We start from the raw sequence: 19,026 nt of genomic DNA, 5'->3' as shown, positions 1-19,026 counted from the left end.
GCTTAGCTATTTAACCATAAATTATAATAACTAATGAAGCCGTCACAGATTTAAAAATCCTAAAAAAAGCTTATCAATTGATAACTTATAACAATACAAAAAACTGCTGTCAGCCCTAATGATAGATTATGGTGAGGATAATTTGATATGCCTAGTATCTCAAAAACTAATGATCTTAACGCGACAGACATTCAAGATGAAAATTTTGATGATGCGCAACAGCGAGCCAAATTCTACGAGCTATTAAAACAGCGGGAGCAAAGCTGGTGGCAAGCTCGCCAGCAATTAATTAGCCATAAAGAACGAAAAATGTTTTGGTACGGTGAAAACAGCTTGATGATGTGGTTACTGTGGCAACTGGTCAGTTACGTGATCGTTGCGATGGTGCTGATGTTGCTTAGCAATCAGCTCGGTATTTTACTGCCCTTATGGCAATATATAGCCTTATTTATCGTACAGACAGTGATTTTTGTGGCCATGCTCGCTTCCAAAAGTCGAATGGCAGACAGCTTGCAACGTAAAATCGATAAAGATGAGTTGATGCGTGAAGAGGCACTGAATGAGATGATTATCTTAGCAGAGGACAGCCTTTATCCCGATGTGCATGCCAAATCGCCTATTTCTCTAAGACAAATCTATGAGTGTTTTGGCAGAGATTTTCATTTAGCAAGTTTACATTGTTTGCTGCAAAAAGAGGTCAACGCTGGGCGCTTAATACTGACGCAAAAACAGATTGAAGCAGAGATTCTGCCACCAGATCTTGCGGATGATGAGCTCAATGAGCACGCTAGCGAAATGATATATAAAAGCACCTTATAAAAGGTGCTTTTAATATTAACGGGTTAAGAAATACAAAGCATGTCATCAATGAATGGATAATACACACTGAGTATTTATCTTAGACTTATCTTGTAAGCCCATTTGTTCAATCACATTTGCTGTAAGCAGCAGGCTGTTCTCTTTGCATACTGAGACTGGCCATCAAAGCTGATCGTAGTGCGTCAAGTCTAGCAGCAGATAGCGGTTCATCATTTTGATCGCTGATATAAAACATATCTTCTGCACGTTCGCCCAAAGTGGTGATACGCGCCGCATGCACCTCAATTTTCTCCTGCAAAAACACCTGTCCTACTCTTGCCAATAGTCCCGGCTGATCAAGGGTTTCTAAGCTCATAATATGCTGATCAGAAGCCTCGTTAAACTCAAAATTAATCACCGTGGTCACTTCAAAATGTCTAAGCTGACGCGGTATGCGCTTATTGGTAAGTTTCAGTACTGTCGGGTCTTTAAAGGCATTGATTAGGCGCTGTTTGAGCTCTTGTTGACTGTCTTCATCGACCAATAGTGTGCCACTGGGATCGAGCAGTACATAGGAGTCCAAAGCAAAATCGCGGGTAGCAGTAATAATACGGGCGTCTAAAACATCCAAGTTCATTTGATCGAATACAGCCATGGTGACTGCAAACAGGTTCGTCTGATCTTGGGTATAAACAAAGACCTGTACCGCATCAAGGGCCAACTCACGATGCTCACGCAGTACTACCAATGGCGGGCTATCTGCATTAGAAGCAAGACCAATTGGTGGATGGTTCAAAATGGCCTCGGTATGCCATAAGATGTCTTCAGGAATTTCTCTCAAGAAATATTCATCACCCAAATCATCCCATAGCCTCAAGACTTCATCGCGATTCATGTGTTGATTGTTGACGCTATCGAGCATCGCTAAGGCTTGGGTACGTGTGGCACTGATCATATCTTGGCGATTAGTAGGTGCATCGATATCAGCGCGCAAAATGCGCCGAGTTTGTGAGTATAACTGTTTCATTAATGTGGCACGCCAGCTGTTCCATAACTGTGGATTGGTCGCATTCATATCCGCAACAGTGAGCACATATAAATGATTGAGGTGGGTGACATTACCGACTAAATTGGCAAAAATAGTGACCACTTCTGGATCTGAGATGTCTTTTTTCTGAGCAGTCATCGACATCAATAAATGATAGCGAGTGAGCCAACCGACCAAGTTGGCATCTGCCAGACTCATACCATGCGCCAAACAAAATTCAGTCGACTCAGTTTGTCCAAGCTCACTATGGTTGCCACCGCGACCTTTGGCAATATCATGAAACATGGCGGCCAGTACCAAGATTTCCTTGCGCTCGATACGTTGAAAGATAGAGCTAACCAGTGGGAAATCTTCATAAAACCGTGGGTCGGTGAAGCGATGCAAAATCCGAATCAAAAATAAGGTATGCGCATCAACCGTATAACGGTGAAATAAATCATATTGCATCAGACCGGTCACTTGGGCGAACGCAGGAATGTAGCTGCCTAAGACGCCGTAGCGATTCATGGCACGCAGGCGATGAAACAGATAATTCTGCTCTTTTAAATTGGCTAAGAAGAGCGCTTGGTGAGCGGGGTTATCACGGTAGACTTGATCGATGCCACGCGCGGCGATTTTTAGCGCACGCAACGTATGAGTGCGCACGTTTTTGATACCGTACTGACCCATCAGTAAAAACATCTCTAAGATAGAGTCAGGATGCTGAGCAAAAACCCGATGATGCGCCATGGCGATTTGGTCACCAACTTGGTTAAAGCGGGCATTGATTGGCTGTTTTTTTGGACGCTCATCATCAGGCAACTGCGGCTCTATAATCGTCTCGTAATAGTGATTGGTCAGCATCTCAGACAGCGTTGATATCTGCATGGCACAGCGATAATAGTCGCGCATAAAACGCTCGACGGCGGCATTTGGCTGATCGTCTGGCTGCGTCTCATAACCCATCAACTGGGCAATTTCACGCTGATAATCAAACAGCAGCTTGTTTTCGTTGCGACCAGTCAATACATGCAGATAATGACGTATTTGCCATAAATAACCTTCTGCAAAGTTCAGCTCATCGAACTCTTTTTCAGTCAAAAAGTTTTGTTGTACTAAGTCATACAGCTTACCCACTCGAAAATAGCGTTTGGTCACCCAGCCGATGATATGAATGTCGCGTAGACCACCAGGGGCGGTTTTTATATTGGGTTCAAGGTTGTACTCGGTGGCATTGTGCTGTAAGTATCGCGCTTTAGCTTCTGCGATTTTTACTTCAAAAAACTCACGTGGCGACCACTGTTTATTGACAATTTGAACAGGCACATCCTGTAAAGCCTCATTACCAATTAATAGCCGAGCTTCTAGCTGTGCACTGGCAATGGTGTGATCGAGCGACGCCTCTAAAGCGTCATTAACACTACGTACCGAGAGAGCAGGCTCTAATCCTATATCCCACAATAGCGCCACCAACCGATCGATTTTCCCACTGGCATCAGCGCCAATCTCATCAGGGGAGAGCAATAAAATGTCGATGTCTGAATAAAGCGACAGCTCGCCGCGACCATAACCGCCTGTGGCAAATAAAGCCAAATCTGTCTTATCCAGCTCAAACCAGTTGAACAAGGCAATCAGCAATTCGTCAATCGCACCAGAGCGTGCCGCGACCAATTGACGAATATTGACACCGCGTTCAAGTGCACGGTTGATATCCTGATTAATTTGAGTCAACCAGTGAGGAATACCCAGTAGCGACTTTTCAGTGATAGGGGTGTCCGCTAGCAGTGACGCGTTTGTCGCCATATCCTTTGATAATAGAGGTAAAGGTGTCAGATCGATAGAAGCGACATCACAAGTAAACATGAGTGTTATCCCGTTAAGAGTTTAAAAATAAAACGTTTCAGCTGAAAAGCGTAGAATCACCAGTGTGCTGGTAGCTGACAAAAGCCACAAATATAAGTTATTAAGTCATCAGAGTATAAAGATAAAAAGTGGGTGAGCACAATACTCAATATGACCTAATTATTGACCAAAAAAAAGACCGCCTAGGCGATCTTTTTTGATATTACTGGGTCAAAAAACTCAAATCTTCTTCAGGGCGAGTGGTAAACACCTCACAGCCATTATCGGTCACGACCATCGTATGCTCCCACTGTGCTGACAGCTTACGGTCTTTAGTAATCGCCGTCCATTCATCAGGCAAAATCTTGGTTTGCCATGTACCTTGGTTAATCATCGGCTCGATGGTAAAGGTCATGCCTGTTTTTAGCTCAAAGCCTGTGCCTTTTTTGCCATAGTGCATGACTTGTGGCTCATGGTGAAACTCATTACTAATGCCGTGACCACAGAACTCGCGAACGATACTAAAACGCTCAGGCTCGACCACTGCTTGGATAGCCGCACCGACATCACCTAGACGCGCACCGTTTTTGACGACACTCATACCAGCATATAGGGCGTCTTGTGCCACTTTGCAGATACGCTGTGCCATGATAGAGCCGTTACCAACGATCCACATTTTTGAGGTATCGCCATAGTAGCCATCTTTTATCACGGTCACATCGATATTAATGATATCGCCATCTTTGAGTAGCTTGTTTTCGGCTGGAATACCATGACAAACCACATGGTTAATCGAGGTACAAATTGATTTTGGGAAGCCATTATAATTAAGCGGTGCAGGAATAGCCTGTTGCACATTAACGATATAGTCATGGGCGATTTGGTTAAGTGCCTCGGTACTGATGCCAACTCGAACGTGCTCATCGAGCATGACAAGGACATCACTGGCAAGTTTACCGGCCACGCGCATTTTTTCTATGGCTTCTGGGGACTGGATAAGGGATTTTTTAGTCATCATTATATTACTTATAGTTATGGAATTAATGGCTTGAATTATAACATAAATGAAGACGCCGCTGTTTTACGTTAAGTGATAGTGAACCTATCATTAATATTGATAATAATTGCTTTACAGCGAAGTAGGGGCAGTTGTGACCCTCTAGTCACGATAATATATTCATATTTTGACAATTTAGTTGAATGTTACAGAAGATATAAGTAATGTAATTTTGCATGCTAAAGGAATTAGCAGCAATCTTTGCCGATATTATGAGGTAAAGATAATCAAAATTAATGATAACAAGGACGTTATTATGACGCTAAAATCTTCTCTAGCTTCGGCTTTCACGCCCAGCGTATTTCTCCCCTCACTTGGTGTTATCGGTGCCGGTGTACTTTTAATGGCTTTACAAACCACCTCAGCTCAAGCTGCTGGTCAATACTATAATTGTGCCAATTCAACCGGATGTAAGCTGGTCAGCAACAAATACTGGACGTCAAATCATACTGATACAAAATACCCAATTGTTATGGCACATGGTCTTGGCGGCTTTACTAACTTGTTTGGGGTTATCGACTACTTCAATGGCATTCCTCAAGAGTTGATGAAAGGCGGCTCAGAGGTATATACCACCAAAACCTCAGCCGTCAATAACAGTGAGATTCGCGGAGAGCAACTGCTACAACAAGTCAAAACCATCACTGCCATTTCAGGTGAGCCTAAAGTCAATTTATTTGGACACAGTCAAGGCGGTATAGATATTCGCTATGTCGCTGGCGTCGCGCCAAAATATGTCGCATCAGTTACGGCAGTCTCAAGCCCAGAACAAGGGTCAAAAACGGCAGATTTTGTCAAAAACACCCTTGAGCCAAACAACACCACAGGTAATCCATCCAATGTCACAACACAGCTAGTCTCAGGCGTGTTCAATTTGATTGGTGGCTTTACAGACGTTGGCTCAGGTATCAGTTTTAAAGAGATACAAGAGCAAGATGGCTGGCAAGCGCTCGTGGCTCTATCAACCGATGGTGCTGCTAAGTTCAATGCCAAATTTCCTGCGGCAATGCCAAAAAACTATTGTGGTCAGCCGACCAGTACTGCTGTTAATGGCATTAAATATTATTCGTTCAGCGGGGTTGGGCAAATAACAAGCGCACTTGATCCTAGTGATTATTTGTTGGCAGCAACGAGCGTGCCGTTTGCAGGCGAGTCTAATGATGGGTTGGTATCTGCTTGCTCAAGTCGTCTTGGTTATGTGATTCGGGATAATTATAGAATGAATCATTTGGATTCAGCCGATCAAGTATTGGGTCTGACGGCATGGGGCGATTCTGAGCCAAAATCTATCTATCGTACTCAGGTCAATCGTCTCAAAAACGCTAACCTTTAATAATGTAAGCTTTTAATAACATACGCTTTTAAAAACATAAGCTTTTAAAAACATAAGCCTTTAAGCTGACTTATAAAAAGAACCCTCATCTATGTCGAATAATCGCCGCCCAGCCTATCTACCAATAGTTATAATCGCCTTGGTTAGCATAGCCATAACGGCGGCGGTGATTATGTGGTTCAAACCTGATAATACACGTATGGCTACAGCGCAACCAGTATCCAGTGCCCTCACTAATGAGGCTGATGCTACTCTATCAACTGCGCTGGATAATGGCCAAGTAGTGCAAACAACTGCCGCCCAAAACCAGTCTCTATTTGTCACTGGATTGGAGCATTTGCCGCGCTCATTACAAGGCACGCAAATTGACGGCGAAATCATCATTGATGAAAATAAGCAGTTGGTTGTCACTGAAGGTCTACGGCGTTTATTCGATTATTTTTTGTCGGCGCTGGGTGAAGAAGATGAAGCGGTTATTTATGCCCGTGTTGAAAGCTATATTCGTCACCACACGCCAGAGCCAGCCGCTAGTCAAGCGGTCGCTATATTTGACCAATATATTACCTATCTTAAAGCCATTCCTGAAATAGAACAACGTTACGGTAATCTGCAATTACAAGCGGCAAAAAGCGGTGAGCTGGATCTGAATGTCGTCGCGCAGCAAAAGCAAGATGTAGCCAAGTTGCGTCAGCAGTATTTTACTAAAGAAACCATTACCGCCTTCTTTGGTGCAGAAGAGGGGTATGATAATTATAGTATGGAGATGGTCAGAATTAACCAAAACCAGCAGCTAAACGATGTGCAAAAAGAGGCAACGCGGCAGAACTATATAAGCCGTATGCCGGATAATGCGCTCAAAGCCGGTATCACCCAGCAAGCCAATCTGAACGAGCTGATGAATCGCACAAAACAGATGCAAGCAAAAGGGGCAACGGCTCAGGAATTGTATAACATGCGTCGTGATCTGGTAGGTGCTCCAGCCGCCGCACGCCTCGCGCAAGTTGATGCAGAAGATGCTAACTTTGCTCAACGTTTCGACCAATATCAAGCTCAAAAGCAGCGCTTATTGAGCCAAAGTGCAGATAAAACGCAAGCACAAACCCAAATCAATCAAATCGAACAGCAGCTATTTAGTGAGGCTGAACGCAAACGTTTGGTAGGCTATGCTGCTTTGCAACAACAGAACCTCGCCAATCTAGAGTAATGCCTAGCATAAATAAGTAAAACGGTGATTTTAACGAGAAATTATCGTTTTTTAGGGTATATTCAAGAAGTTATAGAAAAAGTGTTAGCAGTTAATGTACCGTCTAACAATAGAGGTTAGCAAAAAGACTATAGAGCGCAACAAATAACAGGGTAATCATACACTCAATCTATAATGACAGTTAAGCTCCAGTTGTGCATAATGACCGCATTGTTGAGAGTAATGAATAAAACAGTAAATTAATCATAATAAAAATGAATGTTTAGGATAAGAGCTATTTTTTATTCTAAAAAAACCACTAGAGGAGTTTATATGAAAAACATGACTAAAATGATGATGGCAGCGACGCTTGCGGTAGGTACATTGGCTGCTGGTTGCCAAACCACCCCTAGCGTAACAGCGCCGGTGACTCAACCAATTACTTCTAATACGCTACAAGCATATGATTGGCAGCTGGTTGACGCAAAACGCAGCAATGGCGATAAAGTTAGCCAATTGTTCTTTGATCCAGCGAAGCCATTGACGCTAAAGTTCTTCAAAGATAGCGGCAGTGACCGTGTGACCTTTATGAACACCTGTAATAACATGGGCGCTGACTACAAGGTTGTGAATGGCAATGTCGTATTAGGCAACGTTTTATCTACTATGATGGCATGCCCTGAGCCACAAGCAAGTTTTGATACGGCGACTTTAGCGACCGTACAAGGTAAATATAGCATCAGTAAAAATGCCAATAACACGCCTATCTTGACCATTACCAATAGCAATCAAGTTGCCCATTTCAAAGCCGTTTCTAAATAATTCAAGCATCAAAGATGGTTTTTAAATAGTATTTGCTAAAAGCAATATTCGGTAAAAGTAATGTTGAATAAAAGCAATGTTCTATAAAAGTCAGATGTAGCTTTAAAAGTACCTCACTATCTAGTGGGGTATTTTTTTGTCCAAAATTTGGCATGGTTTACGCTACACTGTCATTTGCTATTAAGTAAAGTATGTCGGCTAAAATGCCTTAGTGCGCTCAATCTTTTAGCCTTAATTGTTAAGATTCTCAGTACGCAATAATCAACACTTTATTGGACGTTATTTTATGTCAAAAATGCTTGTATCAAAATCATCTGTCAATATAAGAAAGATAAGTAATATCACCGCACTAACGACTTTTATTCTGTTGACGGGTTGTCAGACCTTGCCTAGTACGATGTCTAAAACGATGCAAGCACCTGCTAATAATATGAGTGCGAGCAATCCACTAACGGCGCGAATGTTAGCGATAGATCGGCAAGGGCGCATTGCCTATGTCGAGGAGCAAGGAATCGGAGCTGCAAAGATGTCGACGCTTTATAGCATTCGTCCTGATGGTAGTGATCGTCAGTTAATCGATCAGCTTAATGGTTATATTTATGCGCCAGCGTGGTCAGCTGATGGGCAACTGCTGGCATATAGTAAACAAGCGCCGCGCCAGCATCCTAAGATTTATATCTATGATCGCAAAAGCAACATCCGCAACCTTGCGGTAAATGCTGAAGGCAGCAATATGTCAGCGTCGTTCTCACCTAATGGTCAAAAAATCCTCTATAGCTCGACGGTCGGCGGCAATGCTGATATCTATGAGATGCGTCTGAGCGATGGTAAGACCACACAGCTCACTACGTTACCGAGCACGGAAGTACAGCCAAGCTACGCCAGTGATGGGCAAAGTTTTGTCTATACCAGTGATAAAGTCCGCGCTGGACGCCCACGTATCTATCGCTATAATTTCGAGACTGCTAGTGCCACGCCTGTGCCAACAAGTGGCTATGTCGCCAGTCCGCAACTGAGCTTGGACGGTCAGCGCATGGCCTATCTCAATGGTCGTAAGGCCGCCGTTATGACGCTGGCTACAGGGCAAGTTATCAATCTAGCAGAGACTGGACTTGATGAACCAGCACGTCTGTCACCATCTGCACAGTATGCTGTCTATCCGACAAAGCTTTCACAAGTGGGCGGTCAAAATGGCGGAAGTTTGGTCATTCACTCATTATCTGGTAATACAAGTTATGCCATTGGCAGTAAGGTGGGCGGAGTTGTACGCTCGCCGATATGGGGACGCTAAAGGCAAAACCTATGTATTATGTAATGGAATGTATATATAATCCTTGATAAAGCAACATAAGTTGATTTAAAAAATGTAAACTTGGCAGCATTAATTTGAGTGAGCATCATCCACATAATACCAATTTGCATAACCAAGTCATTGAGCTAATAGATTGGGTGAGCAAAAGGAGAACACGCGCAATGCAAGAAGCTTTTTTAGTCTTTATCACTAAAATCAGTTTATATCCTACGATTATTTTTACAGGGCTTGTGATGTTCGTCACCTTATATTGGGTTGTGTCTTTACTCGGCATGGCAGATATGGATAGCGTAGACCTTGGTGAGTCAGGCGGTGATGCTGATGTCTCTACCTTATCATCGACTGGTTTTTTCACCGGTCTCATGCTCAAATTTGGTCTTTACGGTGTCCCTTTAATCATCATACTAAGCTTAATTAGCTTGATCGGTTGGTTGCTCAGCTATTTATATACCAGCCTTTTACATCAATATTTCGATTCTGGCGTTCTGTATTATTTATTCGGTACAGGGGCGCTCATTTTCGTATTGGTCGTCTCTATGTGGTTGACAGGCATTATTATTTCGCCGATTCGCAAAAATATCGCTAAAATTCCCAAACGTAATTCGTCTAATAATGTGGGTAAGATCGCTGTTGTGCGTACCCTTAGTGTCACAGATAAACATGGCGAAGCAGAGCTAAATGATGGCGGTGCAGGATTGATATTAAAGATTCGTTCAGACACCAATGATGGGTTGTTGAAACAAGGTGATAGAGTGATGTTGATAGAGTATTTAGACGAAGCCAATACCTACCGAGTTGCTGTCGTCGAAGATAAAAAAATATTGTAAAAGTATGAATACAACTAATTGTTTTTAGAAGTAATTGATTGTCAGAAATAGCGAATTTTTAGAAATAGCACAAATCGTTTTAAATTTGGTTATAGTCGGTTCAGTTTAGTTTAGATATCAGAATGGTGCGTGACAGGGCTATTAGGCACACTTGTTATAAAAAGTGCTATAAATCGTAGAGTTAGCAGGCCTGATAGCGTATCTGATTTATATTGAATGGATTATGGAATGTTTTAATTAAAGGAATGGATATGGACACACTCATTATCGTCGGCGTGGTTGTAGTGCTGGCGTTTGTTTTTATGATGGTCGCACTATTGATGCTCAAGGCCTTTTACTTTAAGGTCGAGCAGGGCAAAGCACTCATTATTAACGGTGTGAGTAAAATTGCCGTACGTTTTGATGGTGGTTTTGTTTGGCCAGTCATCAACAAAAAAGAATTGATGCGCATATCACTTATCACGTTAGAAGTGGACAGACGCGGTAAAGAAGGTTTGATTTGCGCAGACAACATGCGTGCTGATATCACCGTGGCATTTTATTTACGCGTCAATGAAACCGAAGAGGATGTGCTAAAAGTCGCCAAATCGGTTGGGGTTGAGCGCGCGTCAGATAAAGTCGCTGTCAACGAGCTGTTTAATGCTAAGTTCTCAGAAGCCTTAAAAACAGTTGGTAAGCAGATTGATTTCGTCAAACTGTTTGAAAACCGCAGCGAGTTTCGTGACAGCATCGTTCAAGAAATCGGTAACGATCTGAATGGCTATGTCTTAGAAGATGTGGCGATTGATTATTTAGAACAAACGCCAAAAGCGTCATTAGATTCAAGCAATATCTTAGATGCTGAAGGTATCAAAAAGATTACTCAATTAACGGCCTTTCAGAACGTCATCACCAACGAGCTTGAGCGTGATGAAGAATTGGCTGTTAAGAAAAAGAATGTCGAAACCAGAGAGGCAATGCTAGAGCTAGAGCGTCAGCAAGCCGATGCCGAAGCCAAGCAGCAACGTGAAATCTCGTCAGTGATTGCACGCGAAACTGCTGAAACTCGCAAGATTGAAGAAGAAGAGCGTAAAAAGTCCGAAACGGCTGTTATCTCAGTTGAGCAGGATTTGGCCATTCAGCGTGAGAATCAGCAACGTGAAATCGAAGTAGCAGGGCAAAATCGTCTGCGTGCGGTCGTCATCGAAGAAGAAAAAGTCACGCGTGCTCGTGATTTAGAAATTGTCTCTCGTGAGCGTGAAGTTGACTTGCAACGTATCGAAGCTGAACGCGCGATTGAGCTTGAGAAAAAAGAAATCGCCAACGTCATTCGTGAACGTATCGCAGTGGACAAAACCGTTGCGCAAGAAGAAGAGCGTATCAAAGAAGTTCGCGAAATTAGCGAGGCTGAGCGTTCTAAGCAGACACGTGTCCTAGCAGCAGAAGCCGATGCGGAAGAAATCAAAGTACGTCAGGTGAAAAAAGCCGAAGCAGAAGAGCTGTCTGCCAAGCATAAAGCCGTCGAAATCACCACGCTTGCCGCTGCGAATCTTGAAGCATCCGCCAAAGATTCAGAAGCCAAAATTAAAATGGCCGAAGGTATCAAGGCAGAAGAGTCAGCACATGGCTTCGCTGAAGCGGCTATCCAAGAAGTCAAAGCGGCTTCTTTGGAAAAAGAAGGCATTGCGAAAGCCAATGTTATCAAAGCAACTGGACAAGCTGAGGCGCAATCAGATCGTGAAAAAGGCATGGCAGATGCTGAGGTTATCGCGGCTCGCGGTGAATCTACTGCCAGAGCTGAGCGTGAAAAAGGCATGGCAGATGCTCAAGTCATCGCGGCTCGCGGTGAGTCAAATGCCAAAGCAGAGCGTGAAGTTGGATTGGCAAAAGCCGAAGTTACTCGTGCACATTTCCAAGCCGAAGCAGATGGTCTGGTCGAGAAATTCAATGCCATGGGTAGCATGAGCAAAGAGGCACGTGAGCACGAAGAGTTCCGCATGAGCCTTGAGACAGCATTGCAAGAAGCGCTTGCCTCGATTGATGCTGGTAAAGAGATTGCGAAAGAAAATGCTGAAGTATTGGCTGTGGCGTTACAGAAAGCCAAAATCGATATTGTTGGCGGTGAAGCGCATTTCTTTGATAACTTTGCCAAGTCACTGTCTATCGGTAAAGCCATTGATGGCCTAGCGGGTAAGTCAGACACTTTGAGCGGTATCATCAATGGTGTGATGGCGAGTCAAGCCATGAAATCAAACCAGAAAAATGATGATAAAACGACTTATTAATAGGGTCTAAATCTCTAGTGTTATTGGGCAAGTATTAGTGGACAAGTTTTTGTCTAACAGTATGAATGAGTAATATTTTCTAAAGTAAAAAATCTGTCGTGTAGGCGGCAGATTTTTTTGCTAACTCAGGGTGATTTAGAACGACGAATCATGATGAGTTGGTTAATCTAAAAAAATAGCAGTGACCACTCGTTTTTTTAGATTAGCCAAGTGCTTCTTTATCAAATGCCTTAATATTTCCTTATTTTCTCTATTGCCCAAAATTCTCTTATTAAGTAAAAACAGAAACGGACGAGTAACGATGGCGGACACGCAAAACTCAACAAATTCAGAAAGCAACGATAACGCTAATCAAGCCAACCAAACCGATCAGGCAGTTGCTTCAGGCAATGCTTATGAGCTCATCAAAAAACGTCTGACGGAACAAGGCGGTCGTTTAGAGACGCAAACGCAGATGCTAAATAATTCGCGTCTCAAAGAGTTTTGCAGCACCCAGATGCAAGTCATCGCCCGTACTCGTATTCGTACTGAGTACAACTGTGTGGCACAAGACATGGTGCAGGTCGGTGATTATTTGCTGTTTGGCTACAACGTTTTTATGGGGCTTAAACGCGCGAGCAATATTAAAGACGTATTGTCGTTATATCGTCTGAACGAGCCAGTTGGTAATGAAGAAGAGTATCAGCTCGAAGAGGTTGACTTAAAAGGGACTTTTTTGGCTCAAGATGCCTTTGTCCAAGACTTTAATGAGCTATATAGATACTACAAGCAAACGCGCCTGATTCAAATAACGGTGAAAGACAGCAAATTGCTGTTGGCATTTCAGATTGGCGAGCGTATCACCGATATTCGAGTGTTTCGCTTTGCGCTAGATTTTAGCCAAGGTACGCCAGAGTCGGCGCAAGTCGCTTATGTGGACAATCGAGGCGAGCGTGACATTGAGCTGCCGCCTGCTTATGATTTTGACTGGATTGAGACCACACGCGATCAAATGGTGAATGGCAAATATCCACATATGAATATCTTAGACACGATATTTGTGGAAACGGTCGGTGGTGATTTGACCATCAAGATTGAGGACAATACGCAATCCGGTCAGGGTATTTATAGTGAACCGGTCAATGACCGTACCCAGTCGCTGACGGATGCTGAGATTGCGTATGCCAAAGTCGGCAGTCTAATACTGCTTAAGATATTGCCTTATCGTGAAGAGGACTACCGTTATTTCGTTTATAACACCTTGACCGAAGCGGTGCTGCGTTTGGATGCGATTGGACAGTCGTGTGTTCAGCTACCAGAAGACCACGGCATCATGTTTCCGGGTGGTTATTATCTACAGACGGGTGAGTATAAGCTGTTCGAGGCCAATAACGTTGGCGCTACTGACTTACGGTTTAAGCGGAAAATTGTATCGCCAAATGGGGAAGATGTTTTATTCTTATTTTACGACAGAGACTTGGGCGTCACGGGGCTGTTCCCTTATAATCTGATTAAAAAGCAATTGGCAAATCCTATTTATTGCAACGGTATGGCTTTGGCTGAGAATGGCCGCTTGGTGCTGTTTAGTGACCAAAGCGAGCCATCTCGTATTCATCCGATGCAGATATGGCACACGCCTTATGCCTCACACGAGTATGTAAGTGAGCTGCCAGAAAGCACGAGTTTTTATGGCAAGATTGGCAATAAAGAATTGGTGCGCGGTATCTCAGATCTTTATAGCGTTACCCGCCTCATTGACAATCAAAGCGTGTCGCAGAAGCTCTATGAAGAGCTTACCAATAATACCAGCCGACTCTTCGACAGCTATTATTGGTTGTCTGAGCCTGAGCTGAGCGAAGTCGCCAGTAGTATTAAAGAAGTGACGGCGACAGCAGAGCTGGTCATTGATGAGTTCGCCAAAGTACAAAGTATCCAAAAGCAAACCCAAACCGCGTTAGCCGATGCCGATACCCAGCAAAGTGAGATTTTGCGGCAGATACGCGTCACTAGCTTTGAGTCTGCCAGTGATTATGTCGATCAGTTGTCAGCGTTAAGACGTCAAAAAGGCCGTTTGGTCAGCTTAGAAGATTTGCGTTATTTAGATGCTGATAAGCTACAAGCATTACAGACGCAGTTAGAAGAAGCAGAGGGCGAGCTGGCTGAAAAAACGGTGCTGTTTTTAAGTGGCGAAGAGGCGCTATCAAGTTACGAAGATATATTGGTCGATGTCAGTGAGCGTTTAAATACGGCTGAAACCAATGCCGAGCTAAAACCCGTACTAGAAAAAATCGATGAGACAGCGCAAGGGTTAGATTTATTAACCGAGTTGCTGGGCACGTTGGATGTGGCTGATGCTACGGTGCGTACGCAAATTATCGATGATATATCGACTATTTATGCGAGCCTAAACCAGAGCAAAGCCAAGCTCAATCATAAACGCAAAAATCTAGGCTCAGCGGAGGCCGTGGCGCAATTTGGCGCGCAGTTTAAGCTGTTTGGTCAATCGATTGCCAATGCGTTATCCATTGCCAATACCCCTGAGAAATCAGATGAGCAAATGGCTAAGCTATTGGTACAGCTAGAAGAGTTGGAGAGCCAGTTCGCTGATTCAGAGACCAACAGCGGCGATCAGTTTTTAGCCGACATCATCATTAAGCGTGAAGAGATTTACGAGACCTTTGAAAATCATAAGCAGCAATTGCTCGATGCTCGTAACCGCAAAGCGCAAAACTTAGGTGATGGCGCGCTACGAATGCTTGAGAGTATTAAAAAACGCACGCAAAGCACAGGTGTCACAGGCTTTACAGAGGAAGAGGCGTTAAATACGTATTTTGCGGCTGATGGTCTGGTGCAAAAAGTCCGTAACATCGCAAAAGAGCTGCAAGTGATGAGGTTTAGCGTAAAAGCCGATGACATCGACGCACGCCTAAAAGCCATTCAAATTGAGAGTTATAAGAGTCTAAAAGATAAATCGGACTTGTTTGAAGATGGTGGTCAAATCATCAAACTGGGCAAACACCGTTTTTCAGTCAATACTCAGCCACTTGATTTGACCTTGTTGAGTCGTCAACAGTCAGATGGTAATCGTGTTTTAAATCTACATCTAACGGGCACAGATTATTATGAAGTGCTTAATAATGCTGAGCTGAACGCCTTGCGCCCGTATTGGGACATGAATATTGCTTCTGAGTCGGATACTGTTTACCGTGCGGAGTACTTAGCATATAGCATTATCGAAAGTGCCAAGAACAGCCAAGAGGGTTTGACGGAAGCGCGTCTATATCAAGCATACGATGCGACGGTCATTACCCTAGATATTAATGGCGATATTGATAATGACAGCCCATTGTCCAAACTGGTCAAAGCTTACGCCACCCCTCGCTATCAGCTCGGCTATGACAAAGGCATTCACGACCATGATGCTACGTTATTACTGATGCAAATATTACCGACTTTGCGCGAGGCAGGGTTGCTGATTTATACCCCGCAAGTACGTGCCTTGGCGCAATTATTCTATTGGCAGCTGAATATCGTACAAGCGCTGGGCTTAGACAGCTTGCGCCAATTTGGCTATAACGCTTGGTTGAATGAGTCCGTGCTGACGCGCGCGAGCAACTGGACGGATAGAGCTGCGACCGCCGAGCAACTGCGCCGTGCCTTGGGCAGTGATACGGCTAAGTCTCTATTGGTCGAGGACATGAGCCAAGTGATGCGTCATTTTGTTATGGCTCATAATGATGACAGTGCTAGCGTTGATAAAGAGGATAGCGTTGATAACGGCGCTAATATCTTCAAACCAAGCTACGTTCAGCTTGCTTGTGAATATTTGGTGAGCGTCATGGGGCAGTCAGCTGAATCGAATGCAGGTGCATATAACACAATAAACTGGCAAACCAGCCAACAAGCGCAGCGGTTGTGCGAGCAGCTAAGCCAAACGCTAAATAGTGCATCAGGTAGCCTGCAAGCGACGGCCAGTTTTGACCAACTACAGTCTTCAATTGGCAAGCTTGGGTTCCAGCCTAAATCAGCTTATGAGCTATTGGCAACATGGTTCCATGCATTACTTGATAAAACCTATGCTAGTACAGCATTGGCTAACGCAGCCGATGATGGCACCAATGAAGACGGCGAACTCAGTGAAGCGCAGCGTGCTGAGATTGAAGAAAAAGACGCGCTACGCAAGCAGCAATTAGAAAGTGGCCGTCATTATGTGCCGGAGGCGATAGCCGTTTTACTCACCCAATTGAACGATGCTCAACGTGAAGCTTTGGTGCAACGATTGATTGATTCAGGTGCTACTTTTAATAAAGGGTCAGGTAATAAAGGGCTAAGTGCTAAAGGATTGAGCAATCAAGGTTTAAACAGTACAGGCACCAGTGCCACGCCATCTGCCTTATCGTTTTCCTCAATTAGCTCATCGCCAGCTTCATCGACGACATCATTGACCAGTATTAATAACCCGCTCAATCAAGTGCAAAGCTTTGAGCGGAGCACGGGTAAGGTATCGCTTGAAATACAAGTTAATAACTTGCTGGGTGAGCATGCGCGTATTCATCAACAGACCTTAACCTTTGCCGTCGATGATTTCTTAAACCGTCTGCATCATCATGACACCCAAGTCATCCCTGCGTATAGACGTTATCTGGCCATGCGCTCAGAGATTTTGCATGACTCAAAAGAGACGTTGCGACTGGACGAGTTTATGCCACGTCCATTGTCTTCATTTGTGCGTAACCGTCTGATTAATGAGAGCTATCTGCCACTTATCGGTGACAATCTTGCCAAACAGATGGGTACGGTCGGTGAAGATAAGCGTACCGATTTGATGGGTATTCTCATGATGATATCGCCACCAGGGTATGGTAAAACCACCTTGATGGAGTACGTGGCAAACCGTCTCGGCCTTATCTTTATGAAGATTAACTGTCCATCACTCGGTCATGATGTGACGTCTTTAGATCCCGAAAAAGCGCCCAATGCCACTGCACGAGAAGAGCTGAATAAAATCAACTTAGCCTTTGAGATGGGCAATAATGTCATGCTCTATCTCGATGATATTCAGCATACGCATGCGGAATTTTTGCAGAAGTTTATCTCATTGGGTGATGGCACACGCCGTATCGATGGCGTCTGGCAAGGTAAGACTAAGACTTATGACATGCGTGGCAAAAAGTTCTGCGTGGTCATGGCAGGTAACCCATACACCGAAAGCGGCGAGGCATTCAAAGTACCAGACATGCTTGCCAACCGTGCCGATATCTACAACTTAGGCGATATCATGAGCGGCATGGAAGAAGTGTTTGCGCTCAGTTATATCGAAAACTCGCTCACTTCTAACACTGTTCTCGCGCCACTGGCCAACCGTGACTTAGCGGACGTTCATCGTCTCATCAAAATGGCAAAAGCGGACAATGCCAACCTTGCCCAAGCCCAAAGCGGTGATTTGACGTATCCGTATAGCACCTCAGAGATTAATGAGATTGTCGCGATTTTGCGTCATATGTTTAGGGTTCAAGAGGTTATTCTAGACGTCAACCAAGCGTATATTGCTTCTGCCTCGCAAGATGACAAGTACCGCGTTGAGCCGATATTTAAGCTGCAAGGTAGTTATCGTAATATGAATAAGATGACCGAAAAACTGTCGGCGGTCATGAATGAAAGCGAGCTAAATCAGCTGATAGATGATCACTATCTGGGCGAGTCACAGCTACTGACTCAAGGTGCGGAGAGCAATCTGCTCAAGCTTGGCGAGATGCGTGGTGTCTTGTCCGAAGCAGAAATGGAGCGTTGGGCGCAAATCAAAGCCGACTTCTTGCGTAACAAAGCCATGGGCGGAGAAGATGGTGATACAGGCGCACGTATCGTCGCTCAGTTGGTCGATTTGGCCAGTGGCTTTAATGCCATTAGTAGCCAGTTTGAGACATACTTAACGAAAAATGATCCTGAACAAATCGCTCGCTTACGAGAGGCAGGACAACAAGCGCAACTCGATGCCCAATTAAACGCTCAGTTAGAAGCACAGAAAATCCTTGCCGATAGCGTGCTCAGTAATGCCAAAGTCGTCAGCGATAGTATCGATAATGGCTTTGAGAAAAGTCTGAATCAGCTGATGCAAATATATAAGCATGATCACAATGCTGAAAAGGCAGAAGGCGAGTATCTTAAGGAAAACCAAGACGTACAAAAAGCACTGATGGTGCAGCTGGTCAATGCCGTTGAAGAGCTAGCACAGAAAATGGCGAATAGCTTGTCTAGTAGTCTGACTGAGAGCCTGATTAAAAATGAAGAGCATCAAACCGTAGATAGCGATGCGCCTGACATCACTCAGCAGACCGCACTTATGGCAAACGCATTAAAAGAGGCGCTTGCACCGCTGACGATGCGGATGGATGAGAAGCTGGCGATTGATACCAGTACCGATCAATCTGGCAAGCTCATCGTTAATAGCCTCAACAGACTTAATAAAATCTTTGATGATTATGATTAATTATTAACGCTTATGAGCAATGCTGATGACTTGCACTTATGAATATCACTATAAATAGGGCTTATGATTAAGAGACAGTGGTAATATAGTCGGCA

Annotated in this window: 10 protein-coding genes; 8 read left to right on the top strand and 2 right to left on the bottom strand. The window is 44.1% G+C overall.

Features of this window, described 5'->3' with window-relative positions:
- The first annotated feature begins 147 nt into the window (after positions 1 to 147).
- Positions 148 to 819: a hypothetical protein gene (locus tag JMX82_RS10035; protein WP_201540437.1), complete on the top strand. Its 672-nt coding sequence runs from the start codon at positions 148 to 150 to the stop codon at positions 817 to 819.
- 106 nt (positions 820 to 925) lie between these two features.
- Here JMX82_RS10035 and glnD read toward each other — a convergent pair whose 3' ends face one another.
- Positions 926 to 3,688 carry a [protein-PII] uridylyltransferase gene (gene glnD, locus JMX82_RS10030; protein ID WP_201540436.1) on the bottom strand — a complete coding sequence of 921 codons (2,763 nt, stop codon included), beginning with the start codon at positions 3,686 to 3,688 and terminating at the stop codon, positions 926 to 928.
- 202 nt (positions 3,689 to 3,890) lie between these two features.
- Complete coding sequence (gene map, locus JMX82_RS10025) at positions 3,891 to 4,682, bottom strand: type I methionyl aminopeptidase (protein ID WP_372815769.1); 792 nt, start codon at positions 4,680 to 4,682, stop codon at positions 3,891 to 3,893.
- A gap of 298 nt (positions 4,683 to 4,980) precedes the next feature.
- Between map and JMX82_RS10020 the strand changes: the two genes are divergently transcribed.
- From JMX82_RS10020 to JMX82_RS09990, 7 genes are all read left to right on the top strand, one after another.
- Entirely contained in the window at positions 4,981 to 6,057 is a 1,077-nt protein-coding gene (locus JMX82_RS10020) for an esterase/lipase family protein (RefSeq protein ID WP_201540435.1), read from the top strand.
- 91 nt (positions 6,058 to 6,148) lie between these two features.
- Positions 6,149 to 7,261, top strand: a complete 1,113-nt coding sequence (locus tag JMX82_RS10015; protein WP_201540434.1) for a lipase secretion chaperone — start codon at positions 6,149 to 6,151, stop codon at positions 7,259 to 7,261.
- A gap of 312 nt (positions 7,262 to 7,573) precedes the next feature.
- A complete protein-coding gene (locus JMX82_RS10010) occupies positions 7,574 to 8,062 on the top strand; it encodes an META domain-containing protein (RefSeq protein WP_055125201.1) in 489 nt (162 codons plus the stop codon).
- A gap of 286 nt (positions 8,063 to 8,348) precedes the next feature.
- Positions 8,349 to 9,353: a PD40 domain-containing protein gene (locus tag JMX82_RS10005; RefSeq protein WP_201540433.1), complete on the top strand. Its 1,005-nt coding sequence runs from the start codon at positions 8,349 to 8,351 to the stop codon at positions 9,351 to 9,353.
- A gap of 182 nt (positions 9,354 to 9,535) precedes the next feature.
- Positions 9,536 to 10,201: an OB-fold-containig protein gene (locus JMX82_RS10000; protein WP_201540432.1), complete on the top strand. Its 666-nt coding sequence runs from the start codon at positions 9,536 to 9,538 to the stop codon at positions 10,199 to 10,201.
- A gap of 251 nt (positions 10,202 to 10,452) precedes the next feature.
- Entirely contained in the window at positions 10,453 to 12,465 is a 2,013-nt protein-coding gene (locus tag JMX82_RS09995) for a flotillin family protein (protein WP_201540431.1), read from the top strand.
- A gap of 301 nt (positions 12,466 to 12,766) precedes the next feature.
- Positions 12,767 to 18,931, top strand: a complete 6,165-nt coding sequence (locus JMX82_RS09990; RefSeq protein ID WP_201540430.1) for a DNA repair ATPase — start codon at positions 12,767 to 12,769, stop codon at positions 18,929 to 18,931.
- Positions 18,932 to 19,026 lie beyond the last annotated feature (95 nt).

This window comes from Psychrobacter sp. 1044 (assembly GCF_904846525.1).
Taxonomy (GTDB): domain Bacteria; phylum Pseudomonadota; class Gammaproteobacteria; order Pseudomonadales; family Moraxellaceae; genus Psychrobacter.
The sequence above is the reverse complement of the archived record's forward strand: the minus strand, read 5'-3'. Positions and strand labels throughout refer to the sequence as shown.

Bases quoted from the DNA above. Each gene is read 5' to 3' on its own strand.
- JMX82_RS10020 (WP_201540435.1), top strand. From the start codon at position 4,981: ATGACGCTAAAATCTTCTCTAGCTTCGGCTTTCACGCCCAGCGTATTT.
- JMX82_RS10035 (WP_201540437.1), top strand. From the start codon at position 148: ATGCCTAGTATCTCAAAAACTAATGATCTTAACGCGACAGACATTCAA.
- JMX82_RS10005 (WP_201540433.1), top strand. From the start codon at position 8,349: ATGTCAAAAATGCTTGTATCAAAATCATCTGTCAATATAAGAAAGATA.
- glnD (WP_201540436.1), bottom strand. From the start codon at position 3,688: ATGTTTACTTGTGATGTCGCTTCTATCGATCTGACACCTTTACCTCTA.
- JMX82_RS09990 (WP_201540430.1), top strand. From the start codon at position 12,767: ATGGCGGACACGCAAAACTCAACAAATTCAGAAAGCAACGATAACGCT.
- JMX82_RS09995 (WP_201540431.1), top strand. From the start codon at position 10,453: ATGGACACACTCATTATCGTCGGCGTGGTTGTAGTGCTGGCGTTTGTT.
- JMX82_RS10015 (WP_201540434.1), top strand. From the start codon at position 6,149: ATGTCGAATAATCGCCGCCCAGCCTATCTACCAATAGTTATAATCGCC.
- JMX82_RS10010 (WP_055125201.1), top strand. From the start codon at position 7,574: ATGAAAAACATGACTAAAATGATGATGGCAGCGACGCTTGCGGTAGGT.
- JMX82_RS10000 (WP_201540432.1), top strand. From the start codon at position 9,536: ATGCAAGAAGCTTTTTTAGTCTTTATCACTAAAATCAGTTTATATCCT.
- map (WP_372815769.1), bottom strand. From the start codon at position 4,682: ATGACTAAAAAATCCCTTATCCAGTCCCCAGAAGCCATAGAAAAAATG.